Origin of the sequence: Thalassovita sp., assembly GCF_034670005.1 — a bacterium.
Taxonomy (GTDB): Bacteria; Pseudomonadota; Alphaproteobacteria; order Rhodobacterales; family Rhodobacteraceae; genus Thalassobius.
The window spans coordinates 68,671-91,400 of record NZ_JAXMOH010000013.1; the positions used below are offsets into that span (position 1 = coordinate 68,671).

Sequence of the window (22,730 nt, forward strand, 5' to 3'; positions counted from 1 at the left end):
CATTGCCTGACACCGTATCAGCACAGCAAAAGAAGGCGCGGACATGCTGTCATATCAACATATCTATCATGCAGGGAACCTGGCGGATGTGCAGAAACATGCGTTGCTGGCCCGGATGCTGACCTATATGACCGCCAAGGACAAACCGCTGAGCTATTTCGAAACCCATGCCGGGCGCGGTCTTTATGCGCTCGATGCGGACGAGTCGCTTAAAACCGGCGAAGCAGCGGCGGGTATTGATGCGGTCGAGGCGCTGGGCTGGTTTCCCGAGGATCATCCCTATGCGGTCGCGCTGGCGCAGGTCCGGGCCCGTTTTGGCGACCGTAGCTATCCCGGCTCGCCGATGCTGGCGGCACAATTGCTGCGACCGCAGGACCGCATGACCTTGGCCGAACTGCATCCGCGTGAATTCGAAGCGCTGAAACAGAGTCTGAGCGGCTCAGGTGCGCGCTGCCTGAAACAGGATGGGTTCGGAATGCTTTTGGCTGAAACCCCACCCGAACCGCGCCGGGGTCTGGTGCTTATCGACCCCAGTTATGAGCTGAAAAGCGACTACGACATGTTGCCCGATTTTGTCGCGAAACTGCATCGCAAATGGAATGTCGGGGTGGTGGCATTGTGGTATCCGATCCTGACCAGCGGTGCGCACCAGCCGATGCTGAAGGTGCTGGAAGCCAGAAATTTGCCCGGTGCTTTGCGCCACGAGGTTCAGTTCGGACCGGCAAGGCCCGGGCATCGGATGATCGGATCGGGCCTTTATGTGATCAATACACCCTATGGCACTCATGACGAGGCCGACCGCCTGTCGGACCTGTTCGCAACGCTTTAACTGAGCGGAGAACAAAGGCGAAATCTGTGTCAGATTTCGCCTCTGGCGTACCGATCCTCAACCGGCCGTTTCGGAACTGAGCGATTCCAGTTTGACCAGCAATGCCTGAATCTGTGCGTCCAGCACCCCTCGCGCCTGATCGACGGCGACGACATAGGCTGTCAGAACCGGTTGTAATGCAGGGACCTTTGTTCCGATCGGACCGGAATAAAGATAAAGCAGCCAAAACGCTGCCGCCACCAAAATGGCCAGCATGAAACCACGTCTGAAACCGCTGCGGCGTGGCTGTGTTCCAACATCAGTCGGCGTACCGGGGGCCGCGTGGTCATCCGCTACGGCCGGGCGGCGGTCCGAGGCGGCGCGCAGAGATGAATTGATTTCGTCGATATCAGGCAGCAGGTCGCGGCGCGATGACGGTGCGTCTTCGGCCAGGGCCTCGGTTTCTGTTTCCCGGTCTTCGGAGGTTCCGCGCATTCGCGCCATCCGTGCCTGTGCTTGGCGCGACCGTCGGGTTGTTTCATCTTCGGGGTCGCTTAGCCCCAGTTCCGGCTGGCTTTCCAACCCGACACTGCGCTCGGCTTCGCGGACCCGCGCTTCGCGTTCAGCTTCGGCTTTCAGAACTTCGGCAATCGAGGGGTCTAGCTGGCGTCGTTTTGGTGATCCGGCCTCCGGAGCGGGGTCTGGCGTCAGCCCGACATCGGGCAAAATCCCGTCTTCCATCTCCTGCGCGCCCGTGTGAGCAGCATCGTCGTCTGGGTGATGCTGGAACCAGGTCTGACCGCAATTGGAACATTGCACGTCGCGACCCGCCACCGGGACCACGCCATCAGGCACTTCATACTGCGCGCCGCAATTCGGGCATGTAAGCCGCATTTCGCCCCCTTTGACCCTGTTCTGCCGGGTTTCCTGTCGAGGCCGACTATATGGCGGATCAAACAGATCGAAAAGTGTAAAGGTAGACAGAGCTTTGCCGCATTGCATCTGCGCTGCGCCTCGTGCAGAAAAAGGCAGCGTTCAAAGGGGGCGGCGGTGATCGAGTTAGAAAACGTAGCCTATAGTTACGGCGGTGGCGAATTGCTGAGTGAAATCTCGGTCAAACTGGCGCCAGGGTCGTTCCATTTCCTGACGGGCCCGTCAGGCGCAGGTAAAACCACGTTCATGAAACTCTGCTACGGCGCGTTGCTGCCCACAGCCGGGCATGTTCGCTTGTTTGATCAGGATGTCCGACTGATGGATCGCGACGATATCGCATTCAATCGGCGCAGGATCGGTGTGGTGCATCAGGATTGTCAGTTTCTCGATCACCTGCCTGTGCATGAAAATATCGCGTTGCCGCTTTCCGTATCGGGGCGCGACAGTCTGGACGAGCAAGCCAACCTGAAGGAGCTGGTGACCTGGGTCGGGCTGAAATCCCGGGCCGGGGCATTGCCGCCAGAATTGTCGGGGGGCGAACGACAGCGCGCGGCGCTGGCCCGTGCGGTGATCATGTCCCCCGATGTGGTGCTGGCGGATGAACCGACCGGCAATGTCGATTGGGAAATGTCCCAGCGGCTGCTGCAATTGCTGATCGAACTGAACCGGATGGGGAAAACCATTCTGATTGCCACCCACGATCTGAACCTGATCCGTGCCGCCAAAAGCCAGGTGCAGGCGCGGGTACTGCGGATCGCCAACCGGCGGGTGCAACTGGCGGGGGCGGATCTATGAAGCTGCTGTCCCGTTTTTCCACGATTTTTGTTGGTGACGTTCAGGCCGACCGGGTGGTGCCACCCACCGGGTTTACCGCGAACCTGACCATTTTCAGCGCTGCCGCGATGGGGTTTCTGGCGGTCTTCGCGCTGGCGCTGTCGCTGGCGGCGGGACGGTTGGCGGATCGCTGGAGCAATGAACTGGCCCGTAGTTCGACCTTGCGTATTTCCGCCCCGGCCGACCAGATTGACACCCAGATCGCCGCAGCTTTGCGGGTGCTGGAAACGACCCCAGGCGTGGCGACCGCCAGAGCGCTGAGCGACGATGAACAGCGCGCCTTGCTTGAACCGTTTTTTGGTCCCGATCTGCCGCTGGAAACCTTGCCCATTCCCCAGCTCATCGAGATCAATGAAACGGCTCAGGGCTATGACCCGACAGGTTTGCGGCTGAGGTTGGCGGCCGAAGTTCCCGGCGCCGTGCTGGATGACCATACCCGCTGGCGCAAGCCGCTGGTCCGGGCCGCATCGCGGTTGCGATTGTTGGGCTGGACCGCCTTTTTGCTGATCGGTGGTGCGATGGCGGCGATGATCACCTTGGCGGCGCAGTCGGCGCTTGCGGCCAATACTCAGGTGATTTCGGTGCTGCGTCTGGTCGGGGCGCAGGACAGCTATATCGCCGGGGCCTTCGTACGGCGTTTCACCTTGCGCGGATTCACCGGGGCGGCCATCGGAATGGTGGCCGGTGTCATCGCCGTTTCCCTGCTGCCTGCAGCGCAGGATGAGGGTGGGTTTTTGACGGGTCTTGGCTTTCACGGGGCGCATTGGCTCTGGCCGCTGTTGATCCCGATGATCGGCGGCATCGTCGCCTTTGCCGCCACCCGCGCCGCGGCGCGCCGCAAACTCAAGGAATTGCCCTGATGGCCTATGCATGGCGATGGTTCCGCAGCCTGATTTTCGTTGGTCAGATGTACGCGATGATGGGGATCATGGGTGTCGTGTTTTTTCCCTGGGCTGTCTTCAGCCGAAAAGGCGCTTTTTTCACCTGCAAAGCCTATTGCCGCTGGGTTCTCTGGACGGCCCGTTGGATGATTGGATTGCACGGCGAAATCCGTGGCGAGGTGCCAACTGACGAGGTGATGATCGCGGCCAAACATCAATCCTTTTTCGACATCCTGTTGATTTTCCATGCCCTGCCGGCGGCGAAATTCATCATGAAGCGGGAATTGCTGTGGACGCCGATCATTGGTCAATACGCCTATCGCATCGGTTGCGTTCCGGTCGATCGGGGCAAGCGTGGCCTGGCGATCAAGAAGATGGTCGCGGACGTCGCCAAAGGCACGCAATTCCCCGGTCAACTGGTGATTTATCCGCAAGGCACCCGCGTCGCGGCGGGGGATTACAAACCCTACAAGGTGGGCACGGCAATATTATCGGAAGAACTGATGCAGGATTGTGTGCCGACCGGCACCAATGTGGGCGTGTTCTGGAAACGCACAGGGATTTACCGCAAACCCGGGCGGGCGGTGGTTGAATTTCTGCCACGTATTCCCTGCGGATTGCCGCGCCGGGAATTCATGGCGCGCTTGGAGGACGAGGTTGAAACAGCATCGAATGCCTTGATGCGCGAAGCAGGGTTTGATCCGGATGAAATGGATTGACAGCATAGAAACGCTGGAGGCGCTTTATGGCGAACCGGGCGAGGCGTCGCTGAAGAAGGTGGCGCGGCGGATGACGCCGGAATACCGTCGCTGGATCGAGGCGTCTCGCTTCTGCATGATTTCGACCGTGGGGCCCGAAGGCGCTGATGGCAGTCCGCGCGGCGATGATGGTCCGGTGGTTTTGGAACTCGACGTACATACACTGGCGCTGCCCGATTGGCGCGGCAATAACCGGATCGACACGCTGCGCAACATCGTGCGCGATCCGCGTATCGCGCTGATGTTCCTGATACCGGGATCGTCCAACGCGGTGCGGATCAATGGCGAGGCGCGGGTGACGGCGGATGCCGATCTGCTCGCCCGTTTCGACCGCAACGGCAAACAGCCGCGTTCTGTGATCGTGATCCGCATCCAGGAAATCTACACCCAATGCGGCCGCGCGATCCTGCGCTCGCGCTTGTGGTCGGGCGAAGATGAAAGCGCCGACCTGCCCACGGTGGGGCAGATCCTGTCGGCGATGACCGAGGGCGATTTTGACGGCGAAAGCTATGACCGCGACTGGGCCGGACGCGCCGCGCAGACCATGTGGTGAGTCCCCGGATTGCTGCGATCCCTGGCAATACCGGCAGGGTTTTTGCAACGTGGTGAACAAGGCATTTTGGCTGCGGCGTACTGTGACGCCGCGTCCTGCGTTGACCCGGCGTCGCAATTGTCCAACCCTTGTCACCGGAAGAGGACAAAGGGAGCACGATATGGAACTGGAACAGGCCATGATGGGGCGGCGCAGCATACGGGGCTATAAACCGGATCCGGTGCCGCGCGAGCTGTTAGAGGACATCATTGCGCTGGCAGGCCGAGCACCGTCCTCGATGAACACGCAGCCCTGGCATTTCCACGTTCTGACCGGCGAACCGCTGGAGCGGGTCCGGCAAGGCAATTCGGAACGGATGCTGGCGGGCGTTCCGCCGCAACGGGAAATTCCAGATCATGGTGCCTATGAGGGCGTCCACCGGGAACGACAGGTGGAGATCGCCAAGCAGCTGTTTGCCGCGATGGGCATCGCCCGCGAAGACAAGGAAATGCGGCAGGACTGGGTGATGCGCGGGTTCCGCCAGTTCGATGCGCCGGTGTCGATCGTGGTGACCTTTGACAAATCGGCGCAGATGCACGGCACCATTGCGCATTTCGATCTGGGGGCCGTGACCCACGGGTTGGTATTGGCGGCATGGGACCGGGGTTTGGGAACGGTGATCAATGGTCAGGGCATCATGCAATCACCCGTCGTGCGCGAAGTGGCGCAGATTCCCGACGATCAGGTGATCATGACCTGCGTGGCGCTGGGCTGGCCGAATGAAGATTTCCCGGCCAATGCGGTGAAGTCGCTGCGCCGCCCGGTCGCAGAGACCACCCGCTTCATCGGGTTTCCCGAGTGATGCGACTTGCGGGCTTGTGGCCCGTGTGTTCTCTGGTGTTATCACAATCTGGGCGCTAGGACTGGACGCATGAGCACAACAACCATTCGAAATATCCTAGGCGCGCGTAAGGTGCATTCCGTTTCGCCCGGGACCTCTATTCAGGATGCGGCCCGTCTGATGGCCGAACTGAATGTGGGGGCTCTGGCCGTTCTCGAGGGCGGGTCGCTCAAGGGGATCCTGTCGGAACGCGATATCGTGTTTCGTGTCGTGGCTCAGGGCCTGCCCTTGTCCGACACCCCGGTCGGCACTGCGATGACAGCAGATCCGGTGACCATCGATATTGACGACGCGGTTTCCGAAGCGTTGGTCGTTCGTCTGGGAGAAACCTTTCGGCATCTGCCGGTAATGGAGGCGGGGCAATTGGTTGGCCTGTTGTCCTACCGCGATATTCCGGCGGAATATGCGATGCTTTACGAACGGTTCCGCGAAATGTCGGGCGCGCGTGCCGATCAGAGGTGAAAGGCCACCCTTTCGGGTGGCCTTTGTTGCGTCGGTTTGTGCGGCTGATCAGGCGTGGATCGCGCCGTCGCCGCAGGCCAGCGCGGCTTCGCGCACGGCTTCAGAGAAGGTCGGATGGGCGTGGCAGGTCAGCGCCACGTCTTCGGCCGAAGCGCCGAATTCCATCGCCACACAAATCTCGTGGATCAGGTCGCCAGCGCTGGGGCCGATGATGTGGCAGCCCAGAACCCGGTCGGTTTCGGCATCCGCCAACAGCTTGACGAATCCTTCTCCCTGGAACACCGCCTTGGCGCGGGCATTGCCCATGAAGGAAAATTTGCCAACCTTGTAGGCGCGGCCTTCTTCCTTCAACTGGTCTTCGGTCTTGCCCACGGAGGCAACTTCAGGCGCGGTATAGATTACGCCGGGGATCACGTCGTAATTCACATGACCCGCTTTGCCGGCAACGACCTCGGCGCAGGCCATGCCTTCGTCTTCGGCCTTGTGCGCCAGCATCGGACCGTCGATCACGTCGCCGATCGCATAGATACCTTTGACATTGGTCTGCCAGTGCCCGTCAGTCTTGATCTGGCCGCGCGGGCTGATGTCCACGCCAAGCGCTTCAAGGCCGAGCTGATCGGTGAAGGGTTTCCGGCCTGTCGCAACCAGAACCACGTCGGCATCGAGCGTGGCCTCACTCTCATCCTTGCGCAGCTTGTAGGTGACTTTGGCCTTGGTCTTGGTGGCGTCGACCTTCTGCACTGCTGCGCCCATGATGAAGTCGAGCCCCTGCTTTTTCAGCATTCTCTGGAAGGTCTTTTGGACTTCAGCGTCCATGCCCGGGGTGATTTGATCAAGGAATTCGACCACCGTGACCTCAGACCCCAAACGTTTATAGACGGAGCCCAGTTCCAGCCCGATTACACCGGCGCCGATCACCACCAGTTTCTTTGGGACTTTCGGCAATTCCAGCGCACCGGTGGAGCTGACAACCACTTTCTCGTCGATCTCGACCCCGGGGATCGAGGCGGCTTCGGACCCGGTTGCGACGATGATGTTCTTGGCGTCATGGACCTCGTCGCCGACCTGTACCTTGCCAGCGGCGGGGATAGAGGCCCAGCCCTTGATCCAGTCGATCTTGTTCTTCTTGAACAGGAATTCGATACCTTTGGTGTTGCCCGCGACGACATCGTCCTTGTAGGCCAGCATCTGTTTCCAATCGACCGAAGGGCTTTTGCCCTTCAAGCCCATTTTGGCGAAGTTGTGTTCCGCCTCGTGCAACTGGTGCGAGGCGTGCAGCAGCGCCTTGGAAGGGATGCAGCCGACGTTCAGGCAGGTGCCGCCCAGGGTGTCGCGGCCTTCGACACAGGCGGTTTTCAGGCCCAGCTGGGCGCAGCGGATCGCGGCCACGTAGCCGCCGGGGCCGGCGCCGATTACGATTACGTCATATTGTGCCATTGGGTGTCTCCGTCAGGTCTTTGAGGGTGGTGTTGCGTGTTGGCAGGCGGGGCGGGGGCTGTCTGCCCCCCACGGCCCTTGCGGGCCTCCCCCGAGGATATTTTCGAACAGAAGAAGTCATGAGGTGGCCTGCTTGGTCCAGGCGCGGCGGGTTTGTGGGGTCAGGATCGCGGCGCGACGGGTTTCGAACCAATCCTGACAGGCGCGTTCGGCGGCGGTAATCCGGGGATCGCTGCGCAGCGCGGCAAGACGGCGGTGAGTGTCGGGCCAATGGCGCAGGATGGTGCGGTCTTCGACGTCGTTGCGGTTGGCCTGCCGGTGCCAGGCAGAGTGCAGGTGGTATTTATGGTTGCCGGATTTGCCTTGTCCGTCCCCCCGGTCGTTTTTCATCAGGAACAGGTCCTGCGACTTGACCCCGTAATGGTTCAGCCGCGCATTGCGGGCGCGGCACGATACGTCCCGGTCGCGGAAGCGGGCGGATTTGGCGTCGTAAAGCGTGCGATTGGACAGCCATTCGTCATCCGGGGACAGCACCAGCGGGTTTTTGGCCAGCGGTTCCAGCGGGTTGTGATCGGTGGCGCGGGCAAAGCTGGCGACGCGGAACAGGCATTTGGATTTGGTTTCGCCCGGCGTTGGGCCGGGTTCGGCGCGTGTGAAGCTTTGCAGCACTGACGCGCCCGGGGTCCAGTCGGTCAGGCCATTGTCGCCGAAAGCGCGCCAGCAGATCGGGATCACATCGGCGCGGCCGACAAGGGTCAGCAGGTCGGCGATTTTGCTGTCACCGAGATCAATCAGCAGGAATTCGTCACTGTCGATATGCAGGCACCAGGTAAAGCCGTTGTCGCGCAGCCAGGCCAGCGCCAGATCCATGCCGTGATCCTGCGGGCTGGCGCCTTCCGGCACGGTTTGGCGGATATGGGTGATCTGGCCGAGATCGGCCAGCCGGTCGAGCAAAGCGTCGGAGCCGTCGGTATTGTCGTTGCTGACGATCAGGATCGCGTCAAAGCCCAGACCCTGATGATAGGCGATCCATTCCAGCACGAAGAGACCTTCGTTGCGCATGCAGGAGACGAGGGCGGTTTTTTCGGGGGTCATGTCAGGACGCCCTTCCAGCGCATCCAACCGAGATAGAGAAATGGCAAGATCAGGATGACGGCCCAAAGGATCAACCGTCTAGCTGCTTCCATGTTGACGGTATCGCGGTTTGCTGGATCGGTGAAGGCAAAGGCCAAGCCGACCGGCCAGAGCACGAATGCAGCAGGCACGAGAAGTGAGACCCAAACGGCTCGGGCCGACATTTTCATGGTTGCTAAATAGAGCCAGACACTGACACCAATCGGAGGAAGCGTGAACAGCGCCATTTTCCAGGGTGCGTCGAAAACCGGCGACGGGGCTGGCTGCCCCGTAAGTGCCCCGACGAGGATGAGAAGCTGAACAGATGTGAGCAGGACGCAAAATGCGCACAGAATCCAGATGCCGATCGGTCGTTTCACCGCGACCGACTTTGCGTCCTGAATAATAGAAGGGCCTGAAATCTTGCGCCGGAACACGAATTGTATCGTCGTGATGGCAGCGATTGTGGAGAGCCCGATTGCAGAGCGAACCAGGGCATGTTCGTCATTGCTTTCACTCGGTATCAAAGCGGCGACGAAAAGAAGTATGAAGATGAAAAGCCAGAAGAAAGCGAGAATTCCAAGGCGTTTCCTCGCCTGAGGCGAATGCTGGATCACATGCCTGGCAGTTGTGAAGTACACCCATGTCACAAAAAAAGTGACGACACCGAGCTGTACCAAGGCGGTCGCGAAATAGTCCTGTGCAGTATGGAAGATCAAGGTCCAAGCGTTAAAGCCGATCAGCGCCGTGCAGAAGAGCACGGACCAGGCGACGAACAGTTTTTGCCAAATCGAACTTTTTTCAAAATCGGTCATAACGCTTCCTGATGACTACGCGGTTCCGCTTTTTTAATTTCGCATAGCAGAAGGCCGCTATAGGAGGCCGTTCTTAGCAAGGCGGGCTGAAGCCCGCCCTATCGCGTTTTCCGTAGGCCGGGCTTCAGCCCGGCACCGCATTACAGATCCATCAGCAACCGGCGCGGGTCTTCCAGCGCTTCCTTGACGCGCACCAGGAAGGTTACGGCGCCCTTGCCGTCGACGATGCGGTGGTCGTAGCTGAGCGCCAGGTACATCATCGGTCGGATCTTGATTTCGCCGTTGATGACCATCGGCCGGTCCTGGATCTTGTGCATGCCGAGGATGCCTGATTGCGGCGGGTTCAGGATCGGCGAGGACATCAGCGACCCGTAGACACCGCCGTTGGAGATGGTGAAGGTACCGCCCTGCATTTCGGCCATGCTGAGTTTGCCGTCGCGGGCGCGCCTGCCTTTTTCGGCGATCGCTTTCTCGATCTCGGCAAAGGACATCTGGTCGGCATCCCGGATCACCGGAACGACCAGGCCCTGCGGGGTGCCGGCGGCGACGCCCATATGGACGAATTTCTTGTAGACGATGTCGGTGCCGTCGATTTCGGCGTTGACCTCCGGCACCTCTTTCAGCGCGTGGCAGCAGGCTTTGGTGAAGAAGGACATGAAGCCCAGCCGCACACCGTGCTTCTTCTCGAACAGGTCTTTGTATTCCTTTCGCAGCGCCATGGTCTCGGTCATGTCCACCTCGTTATAGGTGGTCAGGATCGCGGCGGTGTTCTGGGCATCCTTCAGGCGCCGCGCGATGGTTTGGCGCAGGCGGGTCATCTTGACGCGTTCCTCGCGGGCGGCGTCATCGGCATTGACCGGACCGCGCGGCATTGCGGTCGGGGTGCTGACAGCGGGCGCGGTGGCGGCGGCAGCGACGGCCTTGGCCACGTCTTCTTTCATCACCCGGCCATCCTTGCCGGTGCCAGTGACGGCGTCGCGGCCGATGCCAGCCTCGGCCATCGCTTTCTTGGCCGAGGGTGCGTCTTCGACATCCTTGCCACCGGCAGCGGGCGCGGCGACCGGGGCGGGATGCATTTCGGATTCGGACGGTGTCACGATACCTGCGGCCCCGGCGGAAATCACCGCCAGCTTTGCGCTGGCATCCACGGTGGTACCTTCGGCGGCCACGATTTCAGCCAGAACGCCAGCGGCGGGGCTGGGCACTTCGACCGAAACCTTGTCGGTTTCCAGTTCGCACAGCATTTCGTCCTGCGCCACGGCATCGCCGACCTTCTTGAACCAGCTTGAAACGGTGGCTTCGGTCACCGATTCACCAAGAGCGGGCACCATCACATCGACCGATTTTCCTTCGGCTGAGGCAGGGGCCGTTTCTGATTTGGCGGCCGGGGCAGGGGCGGCGGCTGCCGCGCCTGCGGAGATGCTTGCCAGCAGAGCATCGACGCCCACGGTGGTGCCTTCGGCGGCCACGATTTCGGCCAGCGTGCCCGCGACGGGGCTGGGGACTTCGACGGTCACCTTGTCGGTTTCCAGCTCGCACAGCATTTCATCGGCGGCAACGGTATCGCCGGGTTTCTTGAACCAGGTGGCAACCGTCGCTTCGGTGACGGATTCGCCGAGGGTGGGGACACGTACTTCGGTCGTCATCGGTTAATTTCCTTCGATGGTCAGCGCGTCGTTGACGAGCTGTTGTTGCTGGGCTTTGTGCTGGCTGGCCAGACCGGTTGCGGGCGACGCCGAGGCGGCGCGACCGACATAAGTCGGGCGGGTATGCTTGGCGCCGATCCGGCTCAGAACCCATTCGATATTGGGTTCGATGAAGTTCCAGCCGCCTTGGTTCTTGGGCTCTTCCTGGCACCAGACCATTTCGGCATCCTTGAAGCGTTCGAGTTCCTTGACCATCGTCATGGCGGGGAACGGATAAAACTGTTCGACCCGCATCAGATAGACATCATCAAGTCCGCGCGCATCGCGTTCTTCCAGCAGGTCAAAGTAGACCTTGCCGGAACACAGAACGACGCGCTTGATCTGGTCGTCCGCGGCCAGTTTGGTATCCGAATGCCCTTTTTCGGCGTCATCCCACAGCACGCGGTGGAAGGACGAACCGGTCTGGAAATCCTCGGCATCGGAAATGCACAGCCGGTGACGCAGCAGTGATTTCGGCGTCATCAGGATCAGAGGTTTGCGGTAGGTGCGGTGAAGTTGGCGGCGCAGGATGTGGAAATAGTTCGCCGGAGTGGTGCAGTTCGCCACGATCCAGTTGTCGCCGCCGCACATGGTCAGGAAGCGTTCCAGGCGGGCCGAACTATGTTCCGGCCCCTGGCCTTCGAACCCATGCGGCAGCAGGCAGACCAGGCCGGACATACGCAGCCACTTGGCTTCACCCGAGCTGATGAACTGATCGAACATGATCTGGGCACCGTTGGCAAAGTCGCCAAACTGGGCTTCCCACATGGTCAGGGCATTCGGTTCGGCCAGCGAATAGCCGTATTCGAAACCCAGAACTGCATATTCGGACAGCATCGAGTCGATGACTTCGTAACGGGCCTGACCTTCACGAATGTGGTTCAGCGGGTAGTAGCGTTCCTCGGTGTCCTGATTCACCAGCCCCGAATGGCGCTGCGAAAAGGTGCCTCGAGTCGAATCCTGACCCGACAGGCGTACCGGATATCCTTCGGTCAGAAGTGATCCAAACGCCAGTGCTTCACCGGTCGCCCAGTCAAACCCTTTGCCGGTTTCGAACATCTTCTTCTTGGTTTCCAGCAGCCGGGCGACGGTTTTATGCAGCGGGAAACCTTCCGGCGCACGGGTCAGCGAGTCGCCAACCTGAGCCATGGTTTCCGCTGAAATTGCGGTCTGACCGCGCTGGTATCTATCGCGCTCTTGCTTGTCGAGATGCGACCAGCGACCGTCCAGCCAATCGGCCTTATTCGGTTTGAATTCCTTGCCCGCTTCGAACTCTTCGTTCAAATGGGCCTGGAACGACGCCTTCATGTCCTCGATCTCGCCCTCGGGGATCAGCCCGTCCTGAACAAGGCGTTCGGTGTAGAGCTGAAGCGTGGTCTTGTGTTTCTTGATCTGGTTGTACATGAGCGGATTGGTGAACATCGGCTCATCGCCTTCGTTATGGCCGAAGCGGCGATAACAGAAGATGTCGATCACAACATCCTTGTGGAATTTTTGCCGGAATTCGGTTGCCACCTTGGCGGCGTGCACCACCGCTTCGGGATCGTCGCCGTTCACGTGGAAAATCGGCGCTTCGACCATCAGTGCGATGTCGGTGGGATAGGGTGACGACCGCGAAAAATGCGGGGCTGTGGTAAACCCGATCTGGTTGTTTACAACGATATGGATGGTGCCGCCGGTCTTGTGGCCGCGCAGGCCAGAGAGGCCAAAACATTCTGCCACGACACCCTGACCGGCAAAGGCCGCGTCGCCATGCAGCAACACAGGGATCACCGATACGCGTTCGGTATCGCTCATCTGGTCGGTCTTGGCGCGGACCTTGCCCAGCACCACCGGATTCACCGCTTCCAGATGCGACGGATTCGCGGTCAGCGACAGGTGGACCTTGTTACTGTCGAATTCGCGGTCGGATGACGCGCCGAGATGGTATTTCACATCGCCCGAGCCATCGACGTCTTCGGGTTTGAAACTGCCGCCCTGGAATTCGTTGAAAATGGCGCGATAAGGTTTTCCCAACACGTTGGCCAGAACCGACAACCGGCCCCGGTGCGGCATCCCGATGACGATTTCCTTTGCCCCAAGGCTACCACCGCGCTTGATGATCTGTTCCATTGCCGGGATCAGCGCCTCACCGCCATCCAGACCGAACCGTTTGGTCCCCATGTATTTCACATGCAGGAACTTCTCGAAGCCTTCGGCCTCGACCAGCTTGTTCAGGATCGCCTTGCGCCCTTCGCGGGTAAAGGTGATTTCCTTGTTGAAACCTTCGATCCGTTCTTTCAGCCAGCCGGCTTCTTCCGGGTTCGAGATGTGCATGTATTGCAGCGCGAAAGTGCCGCAATAGGTGCGCTTCACGATATCCAGAATTTGCCGCAGCGATGCGATCTGAAGGCCCAGAACATTGTCGATGAAAATCGGCCGGTCCATGTCGGCTTCGGTAAAACCATAGGATTTCGGATCGAGTTCGGGATGCGGGTTTTCCTCTTGCATACCCAGCGGATCCAGATCGGCCACCAGGTGACCTCGGATCCGGTAGGCACGGATGATCATCAGCGCCCGGATCGAATCCAAAACAGCGCGTTTGACGTCTTCATCGCTGAGCTTCACCCCTTTTTCGGCAGCTTTGGCGGCGATCTTCTTGCCTGCTTCCTTGCCTTCCTTGACGGGGGCTGCGGGCCATTGACCGTCCAGAGCGGCGGTCAGATCGTCGTTCGGGACCGGCGGCCAGTCGGCGCGTGCCCAGCTTGGGCCCTGCGCTTCGGCCTTCACGTCCATGTCCGCGTCGCCCATCTGGCGGAAGAATTCCTGCCACGCCTCGTCCACGGCGTTGGGGTCATTGGCGTATCGAGCGTAAAGCTGTTCGAGATATTCCGCGTTATGCCCCTGCATGAAGCTGGAGGCGTGGAAAGTATCGTTGGGAGACTGGTCATTCATGGCGCTGTTCCTCGAATGAGGCGGGGGGTGAGGAGGAATTAATTGAGCGGATCAGAGCGAAGCAGCGCTCCTCCCCAGAAACTCGTTGTCTGATCGGCTTTCTTGACCGATGCGACGGTGATCGGGACCAAAGCCCCGATCAAGGCGACGAAGAGCATAGCCGCGGGAATGTCCCGTCTGCGGCATTGCCCGTTATGGTCGCGTAGCGGGTCCATATCAGCCCAGTTCGATCGCTTTCAGCACGGCTTCGCCTAGCGTGGCAGGGCTGTCGGCAACTACGATCCCGGCGGCTTTCATCGCCTCGATCTTGTCTTCCGCGCCACCTTTGCCACCGGCGACGATGGCACCGGCATGGCCCATGCGACGACCCGGAGGGGCGGTACGTCCGGCGATAAAGCCAGCGACCGGCTTCCAGCGGCCCTTCTTCTTCTGTTCGGCGAGGAATTCAGCGGCTTCTTCTTCTGCCGAGCCACCGATTTCACCGATCATGATGATCGACTGGGTTTCATCGTCGTCCAGGAACATGTCCAGCACGTCGATATGTTCGGTGCCCTTGATCGGGTCGCCGCCAATGCCGACTGCCGAAGACTGGCCCAAACCGATGTCGGAGGTCTGCTTGACCGCCTCATAGGTCAGGGTACCCGAACGCGATACGACGCCGACCGACCCACGCTGGTGAATGTGGCCGGGCATGATGCCGATCTTGCAGGCGCCGGGGGTGATGACGCCGGGGCAGTTGGGCCCGATCAGGCGCGATTTGCTGTCTTCCAGCGCGCGCTTCACCTTCATCATGTCCAGCACCGGGATGCCTTCGGTGATGCAGACGATCAGTTCCATTTCCGCGTCGATCGCTTCGAGGATCGAGTCGGCCGCGAAGGGCGGGGGAACATAGATCACGGTGGCGTTGGCTTCGGTTTTCGCCTTGGCTTCGTGCACCGAGTTGAAGACCGGCAGGCCCAGATGGTCCATGCCGCCCTTGCCGGGGGTCACGCCGCCGACCATTTTGGTGCCGTAAGCAATGGCCTGTTCGGTGTGAAAGGTGCCTTGCGAGCCGGTCAGGCCCTGACAGATTACCTTGGTGTTTTCGTCTACGAGTACTGCCATTGTTTTAGCCCTTCACCGCTTTCACGATCTTTTCTGCGCCGTCGCTGAGGTTGTCAGCCGCGATCACGTTCAGACCCGAGGTGTTGATGATTTCCTTGCCGGCATCCACGTTGGTGCCTTCCAGGCGGACGACCAGCGGGACCTGCAGGCCGACTTCCTTCACCGCGGCGACCACGCCTTCGGCGATCACGTCGCAGCGCATGATGCCGCCGAAGATGTTGACCAGGATGCCTTTGACGTTCGGGTCCGAGGTGATGATCTTGAACGCCTCGGTGACCTTTTCCTTGGTGGCGCCGCCACCCACGTCGAGGAAGTTGGCCGGTTCTGCGCCGTAGAGCTTGATGATGTCCATCGTGGCCATCGCCAGACCGGCACCGTTCACCATGCAGCCGATTTCACCGTCGAGCGCAATGTAGTTCAGGTCGTACTTGGAGGCTTCGAGTTCTTTCGGGTCTTCTTCGGTTTCGTCGCGCAGTGCTGCGACATCGGCATGCCGATAGGTCGCGTTGCCGTCAAAGCTCAGCTTGGCGTCGAGCACCTTCAGATCGCCATTGTCCATCACGATCAGCGGGTTGATTTCCAGCATCTCCATGTCCTTCTCGACGAAGGCTTGATAAAGCTGACCCATCAGTTTGACGCATTGCTTGATCTGCCCGCCGGTCAGCCCGAGGGAGAAAGCGATGCGGCGGCCGTGGAAGGGCATGTAGCCGGTGGCCGGATCGACGGAGAAGCTGAGGATGCGTTCAGGGGTCGATGCAGCGACTTCTTCGATATCCATCCCGCCCTCGGTCGAGCAGACGAAGGAAATCCGCGACGACTGGCGGTCAACCAGCAGCGCAAGATACAGTTCGCGTTCAATGTCGGACCCATCTTCGATATAGACGCGGTTGACCTGCTTGCCCGCCGGGCCGGTCTGATGGGTGACAAGGGTGCGGCCCAGCATCTTCTTGGCTTCTTCGGCAGCTTCTTCCACCGACTTGGCCAGACGCACGCCGCCTTTTTCGCCAGCGTCGGCTTCCTTGAAGGAGCCTTTGCCGCGGCCACCTGCGTGGATCTGCGCCTTGACTACCCAAAGCGGGCCGTCGAGTTCGCCAGCGGCAGTTTTTGCGTTCTCGGCCTTCAGGACGACACGTCCTTCCGATACCGGGGCGCCGTATTCGCGAAGCAGTGCTTTCGCCTGATACTCATGAATGTTCATGAAATTGTCCCGTCTTGCTACGATTGGGCTTGGTCTGACACAGGCCAACGCAATGTTTAATTGTTTTTTTAGGCGGCAGCGGGATTTGGGGACATTTTCTGCGATTTGTGATCACAGCATTGAAAAGTGTGATCACAAATTAGCTGTCGCCATAAAATATAAGTCAAAAGACAGAATCAAATCGAATTTGGCGGACGGGTGCAGGTTAATTGCATCTGTCAATCAAAGCTAATGGGCTCTCATAACGAAGGGGGCGCTGCCAGCAGCGCCCCCTTGTAAATCTGTTAACGATGACCTCAGGCCAAAGAAGGATCGATTTCCTTACAGGCAGAAACCAAACCTTTTACGGCATCGACCGACTTGTCGAACATGACCTGTTCTTCTTTGGTCAGCTTGATGTCGATGACCTTTTCGATGCCACCGGCACCGATCACGGTGGGTACGCCGACATACATGTCCTTGACGCCGATTTCGCCTTCGCAATAGGCGGCGCAGGGCAGAACGCGCTTCTGGTCCTTGAGGAAGGCTTCGGCCATTTCGATGGCCGAGGTGGCGGGCGCATAGAAGGCCGAACCGGTTTTCAGCAGGCCAACAATTTCGGCACCGCCATCACGGGTACGCTGCACGATGGCGTCCAGCTTGTCCTGCGTGGTCCAGCCCATTGCGACCAGATCAGGCAGCGGGATGCCGCCAACGGTCGAATAGCGCACCGACGGCACCATGGTGTCGCCGTGGCCACCCAGAACGAAGGCGGTGACGTCTTTCATCGATACGCCGAATTCCACCGACAGGAAGTGGCGGAAACGGGCGCTGTCCAGAACACCGGCCATGCCGCAGACCTTGTTCGCGGGAAGACCCGAGAATTGTTGCAGGGCCCAGACCATCGCGTCCAGCGGGTTGGTGATGCAGATCACGAACGCGTCCGGTGCGTGATCGCGGATGCCTTCGCCGACCGACTTCATGACTTTCAGGTTGATGCCCAGCAGGTCATCGCGGCTCATGCCGGGTTTGCGCGGCACGCCTGCGGTTACGATGCAAACGTCGGCCCCGGCGATGTCCTCGTAGGACTGGGTGCCTTTCAGCGTCGCGTCGAAGCCTTCCGAGGGGCCCGATTCAGCGATGTCCAACGCTTTGCCTTCGGGGGTACCTTCGGCAATGTCGAACAGAACGACGTCGCCGAGTTCTTTCAGGGCTACGAGGTGGGCAAGGGTGCCACCGATCTGTCCTGCGCCGATGAGGGCGATCTTGGGTCTGGCCATGGAATTTATCTCCGGTCCGTTGAGAAATCGCGCATGGGGTAGACCCTTCCGGTCATTCACGCAAGGGCGCTGCGATGCGGCACCGGTATTTTTGTGACTGTCATATGACAAATTTTGCAGATAAATCAGGGGCGATAGCGTGAATAGCAGAGATTTGGGAAATGCAGATGGACTTGGCCACTTTGGCGATCGCCGCCGCCGCCGTGGTGTTTGCGGGCATTTCCAAGGGCGGTTTCGGGTCGGGGGCGGCATTTGCCTCGGCAGCGATTCTGGCCATCGTGATGGAACCGGGACAGGCCATCGGCATCATGCTGCCGCTGTTGATGCTGATCGATGTGTCGACCCTGCGTCCCTATTGGAAAAAGTGGAGCTTGCCCGAGGCGCGGGTGCTGATTCTAGGATCGGTGCCCGGGATCGTGGCGGGCGGATGGCTGTATCAATCGGTCGATGCGGATGTGTTCCGGATTCTGATCGGCGGCATCGCCGTGGCTTTCGTGGCGTGGCAACTGGCGCTGAAGCTGAAACTGATCGGTGCGCCAAAGCGGGCGATGCCGGTTTGGGGCGGGGCAGTCGCCGGGGCGGTGGCGGGGTTCACCAGTTTCATCAGTCATGCGGGCGGACCGCCGGCGGCGGTCTATCTGCTGTCACGGGGTCTGGGAAAGACACCGTATCAGGCGACCACGGTTCTGACCTTCTGGGCGGTCAACCTGGCCAAATTCGTCCCCTATTTCCTGCTTGGGATTTTCAGCGTGCAGACCTTCATGGCCGATCTGGTGCTGGCGCCCTTCGCTTTGCTTGGCGCGTGGATCGGCGTGCGGTTGCATTACCGCATCCCGGAAACCGCGTTTTTCGGCCTGACCTATATGTTGCTGATCCTGACCGGGACGAAACTGATCTGGGATGGTTTGACGTAGACGTTGCGCGGGTTGCGGTACCTATCCGTTTGAGGGCCTGTCCCCGATGCGGCAAAGCTTCCGCCCCGGCCTTGAAGTCGCGGTTAACGTAACGTCCCGGGGGCTACGTATTTCTGCGATGCGGCAAAAATATGCTTGAAGTTTTTGGCAAAAAATGCCCAATTCCGCGCAAGATTGTTGCGAGGAGATGAAAATGGACATGACCGCCCGCCCTTATCGTTCGGTTCTTTATATTCCCGGGTCCAAGGACCGGGCGCTGGACAAAGCGCGCGGTTTGGCTGTTGATGCGATCATCTTCGATCTCGAAGATGCAGTAACACCAGACGCCAAGATCGAAGCGCGCACCACGCTGAAAGCGGCGCTGGATCAGGGCGGCTATGGCAACCGGGCCAAAATCATCCGGATCAACGGGCTGGATACGGAATGGGGCAAAGGCGATGTCGAGGCTCTGCGCGATGCCGATGCCGATGCGTTCCTGCTGCCCAAGGTGGACAGCGCCGCCGATGTGCAGGCGCTGGCCGATCTGCTGGGCAACGGCAAACCGATCTGGGCGATGATGGAAACCCCGCTGGGGATCATGAACGCGCTGGAAATCGCCGCGCATCCTCAACTGGCCGGTTTCGTGGCGGGCACCAACGACTTGGCAAAAGAATTGAATTGCCGTTTCCGCGCCGACCGGTTGCCGATGCAAATGGCGCTGCAGACCATCCTGATGGCGGCGCGGGCGCATGGCGTGGTGGCCATCGACGGCGTCTATAACCAGTTCAAGGATGATGAGGGGCTCAAGGCCGAATGCGATCAGGGCCGCGATCTGGGTTATGATGGCAAGACGCTGATCCACCCGGCGCAAGTGGAGGTGACCAATGCCGCCTTCGCACCGTCGGAGGCAGAGATCGACCTGGCCAAGCGCCAGATCGCGGCGCTGGAAGAGGTCGAAGCGGCGGGGCAGGGCGTTGCGGTGGTTGACGGCAAGATCGTCGAGAATTTGCATGTCGAAACCGCGAAAAAGACCCTCGCCAAGGCCGCAGCTATTGCCGATCTGGCTAAATAGGGCACATTAGCGCCCAGACATCCCAATTTTTGGAGGGTTCCATGATCTGGCTTATTCTGGGCGTGCTGCTTTGGTCGGGCGCGCATTTGTTCAAACGGTTGGCGCCCGAACTGCGCGCATCATGGGGCGAAAAGGCCAAGGGCCCGATCGCGTTGGTGCTGCTTCTGTCGCTGGTGTTGATGGTGGTCGGGTACCGCATGTCCGATGGCGCCGTGTTCTGGGGACGATCCCCGATGCTGGCCGGGATCAACAACCTGCTGATGCTGGTTTCGATCTATTTCTTTGCTGCCGCCGGTATGAAAACCCGCATCACCGCGAAGGTACGCCATCCGCAGCTGGCCGGGGTCAAGGCCTGGGCTCTGGGGCACCTGATCGTCAATGGCGACGTGCCGTCTTTCATCCTGTTCGGTGGTCTAATGATCTGGGCGGTCTTTTCGGTCATTCAGATCAATCGGACGAAACCGGAGTGGACAAAACCGACCGAATTTTCGACTGGTAAGGAAATCGGTGCCGCCGTCGGGACCGTGTTGGTGTTCGGCGCGATTGCGATGATCCACACTTGGCTTGGTTATAACCCGTTTGGATGAGACCCATGAAGCTTTATCGTTTTCTGACTGCTGACGACACATCGGCCTTCTGTCACAAGGTGACCGAGGCTTTGAACAAAGGCTGGGCGCTGCATGGCGATCCGACATATGCCTTCGATGCGGCCAACGGGGTGATGCGCTGTGGGCAGGCCGTGACCAAAAGCGCGCCCGGCGAATACCACCCCGAACTGAAACTTGGAGACCAATGATGGCAAAGACCAATGCAGGCCGTTTTTTCGAGGATTACAAACTGGGCGACGTGATCGCCCATGCGGTTCCGCGCACTGTGGGCGAAGGCGAGCGTGCACTTTATCACGCGCTCTATCCCGCCCGTCACGCGCTCTATTCCTCGGATGAATTCGCCCGCGATTGTGGTCTGGAGGCGAGCCCGCTTGACGATTTGGCCGCGTTCCACGTGGTGTTTGGCAAGACGGTGCCGGATGTGTCGCTGAACGCGGTGGCGAATCTGGGCTATGCCGAAGGCCGCTGGCTGCAGCCGGTCTATCCCGGCGACACTTTGCGGTCCGTGTCCGAGGTGATCGGGCTGAAACAGAATTCCAATGGTAAATCCGGCGTCGTTTACGTGCGTACCCGTGGCATGAACCAGATGGGCGAGGTGGTGCTGGATTACGTCCGCTGGGTGATGGTGCGCAAACGCGATCTGGACGCGCCTGCACCTGAAACGGTGATTCCCGAACTGAGGCAGGTGATCCCGGCCGAAGATCTGGTGATCCCTGAAGGTCTGGATTTTTCGAATTACGATTTTGTTCAGGCAGGCGAACCGCATCGCTGGGGCGATTACGAAATCGGTGAAAAGATCGATCACGTCGATGGTGTGACGATCGAGGAAGCCGAACACATGCTGGCAACACGGCTATGGCAGAACACCGCCAAGGTGCATTTCGATGCCACTTTCCGTCCCGACGGACAACGGCTGATCTATGGTGGACATGTGATCAGCATGGCGCGCGCGCTGTCCTTCAACGGGCTGGCAAATGCGCAGATGATCGTCGGCCTCAATGGCGGCGCCCACGCCAACCCCTGTTTCAGCGGACTGACGGTGAAAGCGTGGTCCGAAGTTCTGGACAAGGCCGAAACCAGTGCGCCGGGTGTCGGCGCGATCCGGTTGCGTCTGGTCGCCACCAAGGGGGGGGATCCCTTCGCGTTGAAGGGTGAAGATGGAAAGTACCAGCCCGAGGTTCTGCTGGACCTTGATTATTGGGCCTTAATGCCGGTGTGACGCCTACGATTTGGTCAGAAGCAGAGGATCTGCTTCTGTCCCGCTCGCGCTGCAAGCCGATACGGTCGATATCTAGCCGTCTGGTTCGTGGAGAGATATTCGGGCCACGATATTCAAGGGAATCTGTGGAACGACATCTCCGCGCCGAGCACGATCCGGCATTTCCTGCCCCGCAATGTCGGTTCGGTTGGCTTTGAGAGACGCTTGGCCTCTTTCACCCAAATCCCGGATTTGTTTGTAGAAGAAAGCTTTGCGATCACGGTCAGGCCGATCTGTCGCTTTTCTGCCTTGCGGCGACATTTTGCTGCGAGGCAGAATCAAGCATATTTCCGAGTAAAACTATCGGAATATTTTTTGTGATCACGCAGGGTTTGGCTGTGATCACAAAAGGTTGGATTTTTGAATTTTCTGTAAAGTTTAGCGCTCTAGCTGCACCCGTTCCGCGTGACATGAGCGAAAAAAACGGTAAGAAGGGGATTAAGCAAGGGAACCCTGAAAGGATCTGATATGGCTGATGTGAAAAAGGCCGAGCGCCCGCTTTCTCCGCACATCCAAATCTATCGCCCGCAGCTGACAGCGATTACTTCCATTCTGACGCGGATCACCGGCAATGCCTTGGCTATCAGCGCGCTTTTGGTTGTTTGGTGGTTGCTGGCCGCAGCGACGAGCGCAGAATATTATGCCACGGCCAATGCCGTGATGACCTCATGGTTTGGCGATCTGGTCATGACGCTGTCGGTGCTGGGCCTGTGGTATCATTACCTCGCAGGTCTGCGGCATCTCGCTTTCGACGCAGGTCGCGGGATGGATCTCCCCACCGCTGAAAAGCTGGGCTGGGCCTGCCTGATCGGCTCTGTCGTGCTGACCATCCTGACCCTTATTCTCGTGTAAACGGAGCCCACCCATGCGTTATCTGACCGCCCGTAAACGCGCCGAGGGCAAAGGCGCTTCCCATACCGGGACCGAACATCACTGGTACATGACTGTCAGCGCCGTGGGCCTGGCCTGCATGATCCCGGTTTTCATTCTCATCTTTGGCCGCGCCCTCGGCGCTTCGCACGAAGATGTTCTGGCCACCTTTTCACGCCCCTTCACGGCGGTTCTGACCGGATTGGTCCTGGTGGTCGGTCTGCGTCACTTTGCAAAAGGTGCGCAGATGATGATCGAAGACTATTCGCACGGCACCACGCGCAAGCTGCTGGTGATGTTCGTGATCGGCCTGTCCTACGTGCTGACCGCATTCGGTCTGTTCGCCCTGGCCAAGATCGCGCTCTGAAGGAATTA

At 59.6% G+C, this 22,730-nt stretch carries 23 protein-coding genes; 14 read left to right on the forward strand and 9 right to left on the reverse strand.

Annotated elements, in window-relative coordinates; genetic code table 11:
* Positions 1–43 precede the first annotated feature (43 nt).
* Positions 44–829, forward strand: a complete 786-nt coding sequence (locus tag VOI23_RS17445; protein WP_323786295.1) for a 23S rRNA (adenine(2030)-N(6))-methyltransferase RlmJ — start codon at positions 44–46, stop codon at positions 827–829.
* 57 nt (positions 830–886) lie between these two features.
* On the opposite strand, the gene VOI23_RS17450 is transcribed toward VOI23_RS17445, so the two are convergent.
* Positions 887–1,702 (reverse strand): zinc-ribbon domain-containing protein, encoded by an 816-nt coding sequence (locus VOI23_RS17450; RefSeq protein WP_323786297.1) that lies wholly within the window; start codon positions 1,700–1,702, stop codon positions 887–889.
* 156 nt (positions 1,703–1,858) lie between these two features.
* On the opposite strand from VOI23_RS17450, the gene VOI23_RS17455 reads away from it, so the two are divergent.
* The 6 genes from VOI23_RS17455 to VOI23_RS17480 all read left to right on the forward strand — a co-directional run bounded on the left by VOI23_RS17455 (position 1,859) and on the right by VOI23_RS17480 (position 6,109).
* Positions 1,859–2,536: a cell division ATP-binding protein FtsE gene (locus tag VOI23_RS17455; RefSeq protein ID WP_323786298.1), complete on the forward strand. Its 678-nt coding sequence runs from the start codon at positions 1,859–1,861 to the stop codon at positions 2,534–2,536.
* Positions 2,533–3,435, forward strand: a complete 903-nt coding sequence (locus VOI23_RS17460) for a cell division protein FtsX (RefSeq protein WP_323786299.1) — start codon at positions 2,533–2,535, stop codon at positions 3,433–3,435. Before VOI23_RS17455 ends, VOI23_RS17460 begins: the two co-directional genes overlap by 4 nt.
* The gene (locus VOI23_RS17465; RefSeq protein ID WP_323786300.1) at positions 3,435–4,175 is read left to right on the forward strand and encodes a lysophospholipid acyltransferase family protein; all 741 of its coding nucleotides are present in this window, start codon (positions 3,435–3,437) and stop codon (positions 4,173–4,175) included. The genes VOI23_RS17460 and VOI23_RS17465 overlap by 1 nt, the downstream gene beginning before the upstream one ends.
* Entirely contained in the window at positions 4,162–4,767 is a 606-nt protein-coding gene (locus VOI23_RS17470; RefSeq protein ID WP_323786301.1) for a pyridoxamine 5'-phosphate oxidase family protein, read from the forward strand. The genes VOI23_RS17465 and VOI23_RS17470 overlap by 14 nt, the downstream gene beginning before the upstream one ends.
* Before the next feature lie 160 nt (positions 4,768–4,927).
* Positions 4,928–5,608 carry a nitroreductase gene (locus VOI23_RS17475; protein WP_323786302.1) on the forward strand — a complete coding sequence of 227 codons (681 nt, stop codon included), beginning with the start codon at positions 4,928–4,930 and terminating at the stop codon, positions 5,606–5,608.
* 69 nt (positions 5,609–5,677) lie between these two features.
* Entirely contained in the window at positions 5,678–6,109 is a 432-nt protein-coding gene (locus tag VOI23_RS17480; protein WP_323786303.1) for a CBS domain-containing protein, read from the forward strand.
* 48 nt (positions 6,110–6,157) lie between these two features.
* Here the strand turns inward: VOI23_RS17480 and lpdA are convergent, their stop codons facing one another.
* The 8 genes from lpdA to mdh form a co-directional block, all read right to left on the reverse strand.
* Positions 6,158–7,546, reverse strand: coding sequence for a dihydrolipoyl dehydrogenase (gene lpdA / locus VOI23_RS17485; RefSeq protein ID WP_323786304.1), 1,389 nt, complete (start codon positions 7,544–7,546; stop codon positions 6,158–6,160).
* A 117-nt stretch (positions 7,547–7,663) separates the two neighbouring features.
* Positions 7,664–8,641, reverse strand: a complete 978-nt coding sequence (locus VOI23_RS17490) for a glycosyltransferase family 2 protein (RefSeq protein WP_323786305.1) — start codon at positions 8,639–8,641, stop codon at positions 7,664–7,666.
* Positions 8,638–9,474 (reverse strand): hypothetical protein, encoded by an 837-nt coding sequence (locus tag VOI23_RS17495; RefSeq protein WP_323786306.1) that lies wholly within the window; start codon positions 9,472–9,474, stop codon positions 8,638–8,640. Before VOI23_RS17495 ends, VOI23_RS17490 begins: the two co-directional genes overlap by 4 nt.
* 140 nt (positions 9,475–9,614) lie before the next feature.
* On the reverse strand, positions 9,615–11,120 hold the full coding sequence (odhB, locus tag VOI23_RS17500) for a 2-oxoglutarate dehydrogenase complex dihydrolipoyllysine-residue succinyltransferase (protein ID WP_323786308.1): 1,506 nt from the start codon (positions 11,118–11,120) through the stop codon (positions 9,615–9,617).
* A gap of 3 nt (positions 11,121–11,123) precedes the next feature.
* Entirely contained in the window at positions 11,124–14,093 is a 2,970-nt protein-coding gene (locus VOI23_RS17505; protein WP_323786310.1) for a 2-oxoglutarate dehydrogenase E1 component, read from the reverse strand.
* A 216-nt stretch (positions 14,094–14,309) separates the two neighbouring features.
* Positions 14,310–15,197, reverse strand: coding sequence for a succinate--CoA ligase subunit alpha (gene sucD / locus VOI23_RS17510; protein WP_323786312.1), 888 nt, complete (start codon positions 15,195–15,197; stop codon positions 14,310–14,312).
* Between the two features lie 4 nt (positions 15,198–15,201).
* Complete coding sequence (sucC, locus tag VOI23_RS17515; protein ID WP_323786313.1) at positions 15,202–16,395, reverse strand: ADP-forming succinate--CoA ligase subunit beta; 1,194 nt, start codon at positions 16,393–16,395, stop codon at positions 15,202–15,204.
* 296 nt (positions 16,396–16,691) lie between these two features.
* The gene (gene mdh, locus VOI23_RS17520; protein ID WP_323786314.1) at positions 16,692–17,654 is read right to left on the reverse strand and encodes a malate dehydrogenase; all 963 of its coding nucleotides are present in this window, start codon (positions 17,652–17,654) and stop codon (positions 16,692–16,694) included.
* Positions 17,655–17,815: 161 nt separating this feature from the next.
* Here mdh and VOI23_RS17525 point away from each other — a divergent pair, with 161 nt between their 5' ends.
* From VOI23_RS17525 to sdhD, 7 genes are all read left to right on the forward strand, one after another.
* Positions 17,816–18,568: a sulfite exporter TauE/SafE family protein gene (locus VOI23_RS17525; RefSeq protein ID WP_416376545.1), complete on the forward strand. Its 753-nt coding sequence runs from the start codon at positions 17,816–17,818 to the stop codon at positions 18,566–18,568.
* Between the two features lie 193 nt (positions 18,569–18,761).
* Positions 18,762–19,619, forward strand: a complete 858-nt coding sequence (locus VOI23_RS17530) for a CoA ester lyase (protein ID WP_323786315.1) — start codon at positions 18,762–18,764, stop codon at positions 19,617–19,619.
* 41 nt (positions 19,620–19,660) lie between these two features.
* Positions 19,661–20,206, forward strand: coding sequence for an NnrU family protein (locus tag VOI23_RS17535; RefSeq protein WP_323786316.1), 546 nt, complete (start codon positions 19,661–19,663; stop codon positions 20,204–20,206).
* Positions 20,207–20,211: 5 nt separating this feature from the next.
* Positions 20,212–20,415 carry a DUF1737 domain-containing protein gene (locus tag VOI23_RS17540; protein WP_323786317.1) on the forward strand — a complete coding sequence of 68 codons (204 nt, stop codon included), beginning with the start codon at positions 20,212–20,214 and terminating at the stop codon, positions 20,413–20,415.
* Positions 20,415–21,446 carry a MaoC family dehydratase gene (locus VOI23_RS17545; RefSeq protein ID WP_323786318.1) on the forward strand — a complete coding sequence of 344 codons (1,032 nt, stop codon included), beginning with the start codon at positions 20,415–20,417 and terminating at the stop codon, positions 21,444–21,446. The genes VOI23_RS17540 and VOI23_RS17545 overlap by 1 nt, the downstream gene beginning before the upstream one ends.
* A gap of 507 nt (positions 21,447–21,953) precedes the next feature.
* Complete coding sequence (gene sdhC / locus VOI23_RS17550) at positions 21,954–22,337, forward strand: succinate dehydrogenase, cytochrome b556 subunit (RefSeq protein WP_323786319.1); 384 nt, start codon at positions 21,954–21,956, stop codon at positions 22,335–22,337.
* Positions 22,338–22,350: 13 nt separating this feature from the next.
* Positions 22,351–22,722, forward strand: coding sequence for a succinate dehydrogenase, hydrophobic membrane anchor protein (sdhD, locus tag VOI23_RS17555; RefSeq protein WP_323786320.1), 372 nt, complete (start codon positions 22,351–22,353; stop codon positions 22,720–22,722).
* The last annotated feature ends 8 nt before the right edge of the window (positions 22,723–22,730 follow it).

Bases quoted from the DNA above. Each gene is read 5' to 3' on its own strand.
- VOI23_RS17505 (WP_323786310.1), bottom strand. From the start codon at position 14,093: ATGAATGACCAGTCTCCCAACGATACTTTCCACGCCTCCAGCTTCATG.
- sucC (WP_323786313.1), bottom strand. From the start codon at position 16,395: ATGAACATTCATGAGTATCAGGCGAAAGCACTGCTTCGCGAATACGGC.
- VOI23_RS17465 (WP_323786300.1), top strand. From the start codon at position 3,435: ATGGCCTATGCATGGCGATGGTTCCGCAGCCTGATTTTCGTTGGTCAG.
- VOI23_RS17445 (WP_323786295.1), top strand. From the start codon at position 44: ATGCTGTCATATCAACATATCTATCATGCAGGGAACCTGGCGGATGTG.
- VOI23_RS17480 (WP_323786303.1), top strand. From the start codon at position 5,678: ATGAGCACAACAACCATTCGAAATATCCTAGGCGCGCGTAAGGTGCAT.
- VOI23_RS17525 (WP_416376545.1), top strand. From the start codon at position 17,816: ATGCAGATGGACTTGGCCACTTTGGCGATCGCCGCCGCCGCCGTGGTG.
- odhB (WP_323786308.1), bottom strand. From the start codon at position 11,120: ATGACGACCGAAGTACGTGTCCCCACCCTCGGCGAATCCGTCACCGAA.
- VOI23_RS17530 (WP_323786315.1), top strand. From the start codon at position 18,762: ATGGACATGACCGCCCGCCCTTATCGTTCGGTTCTTTATATTCCCGGG.
- sdhC (WP_323786319.1), top strand. From the start codon at position 21,954: ATGGCTGATGTGAAAAAGGCCGAGCGCCCGCTTTCTCCGCACATCCAA.
- VOI23_RS17490 (WP_323786305.1), bottom strand. From the start codon at position 8,641: ATGACCCCCGAAAAAACCGCCCTCGTCTCCTGCATGCGCAACGAAGGT.
- VOI23_RS17495 (WP_323786306.1), bottom strand. From the start codon at position 9,474: ATGACCGATTTTGAAAAAAGTTCGATTTGGCAAAAACTGTTCGTCGCC.
- VOI23_RS17470 (WP_323786301.1), top strand. From the start codon at position 4,162: ATGAAATGGATTGACAGCATAGAAACGCTGGAGGCGCTTTATGGCGAA.
- VOI23_RS17545 (WP_323786318.1), top strand. From the start codon at position 20,415: ATGGCAAAGACCAATGCAGGCCGTTTTTTCGAGGATTACAAACTGGGC.
- VOI23_RS17535 (WP_323786316.1), top strand. From the start codon at position 19,661: ATGATCTGGCTTATTCTGGGCGTGCTGCTTTGGTCGGGCGCGCATTTG.
- sdhD (WP_323786320.1), top strand. From the start codon at position 22,351: ATGCGTTATCTGACCGCCCGTAAACGCGCCGAGGGCAAAGGCGCTTCC.
- VOI23_RS17540 (WP_323786317.1), top strand. From the start codon at position 20,212: ATGAAGCTTTATCGTTTTCTGACTGCTGACGACACATCGGCCTTCTGT.
- mdh (WP_323786314.1), bottom strand. From the start codon at position 17,654: ATGGCCAGACCCAAGATCGCCCTCATCGGCGCAGGACAGATCGGTGGC.
- VOI23_RS17475 (WP_323786302.1), top strand. From the start codon at position 4,928: ATGGAACTGGAACAGGCCATGATGGGGCGGCGCAGCATACGGGGCTAT.
- lpdA (WP_323786304.1), bottom strand. From the start codon at position 7,546: ATGGCACAATATGACGTAATCGTAATCGGCGCCGGCCCCGGCGGCTAC.
- sucD (WP_323786312.1), bottom strand. From the start codon at position 15,197: ATGGCAGTACTCGTAGACGAAAACACCAAGGTAATCTGTCAGGGCCTG.
- VOI23_RS17460 (WP_323786299.1), top strand. From the start codon at position 2,533: ATGAAGCTGCTGTCCCGTTTTTCCACGATTTTTGTTGGTGACGTTCAG.
- VOI23_RS17450 (WP_323786297.1), bottom strand. From the start codon at position 1,702: ATGCGGCTTACATGCCCGAATTGCGGCGCGCAGTATGAAGTGCCTGAT.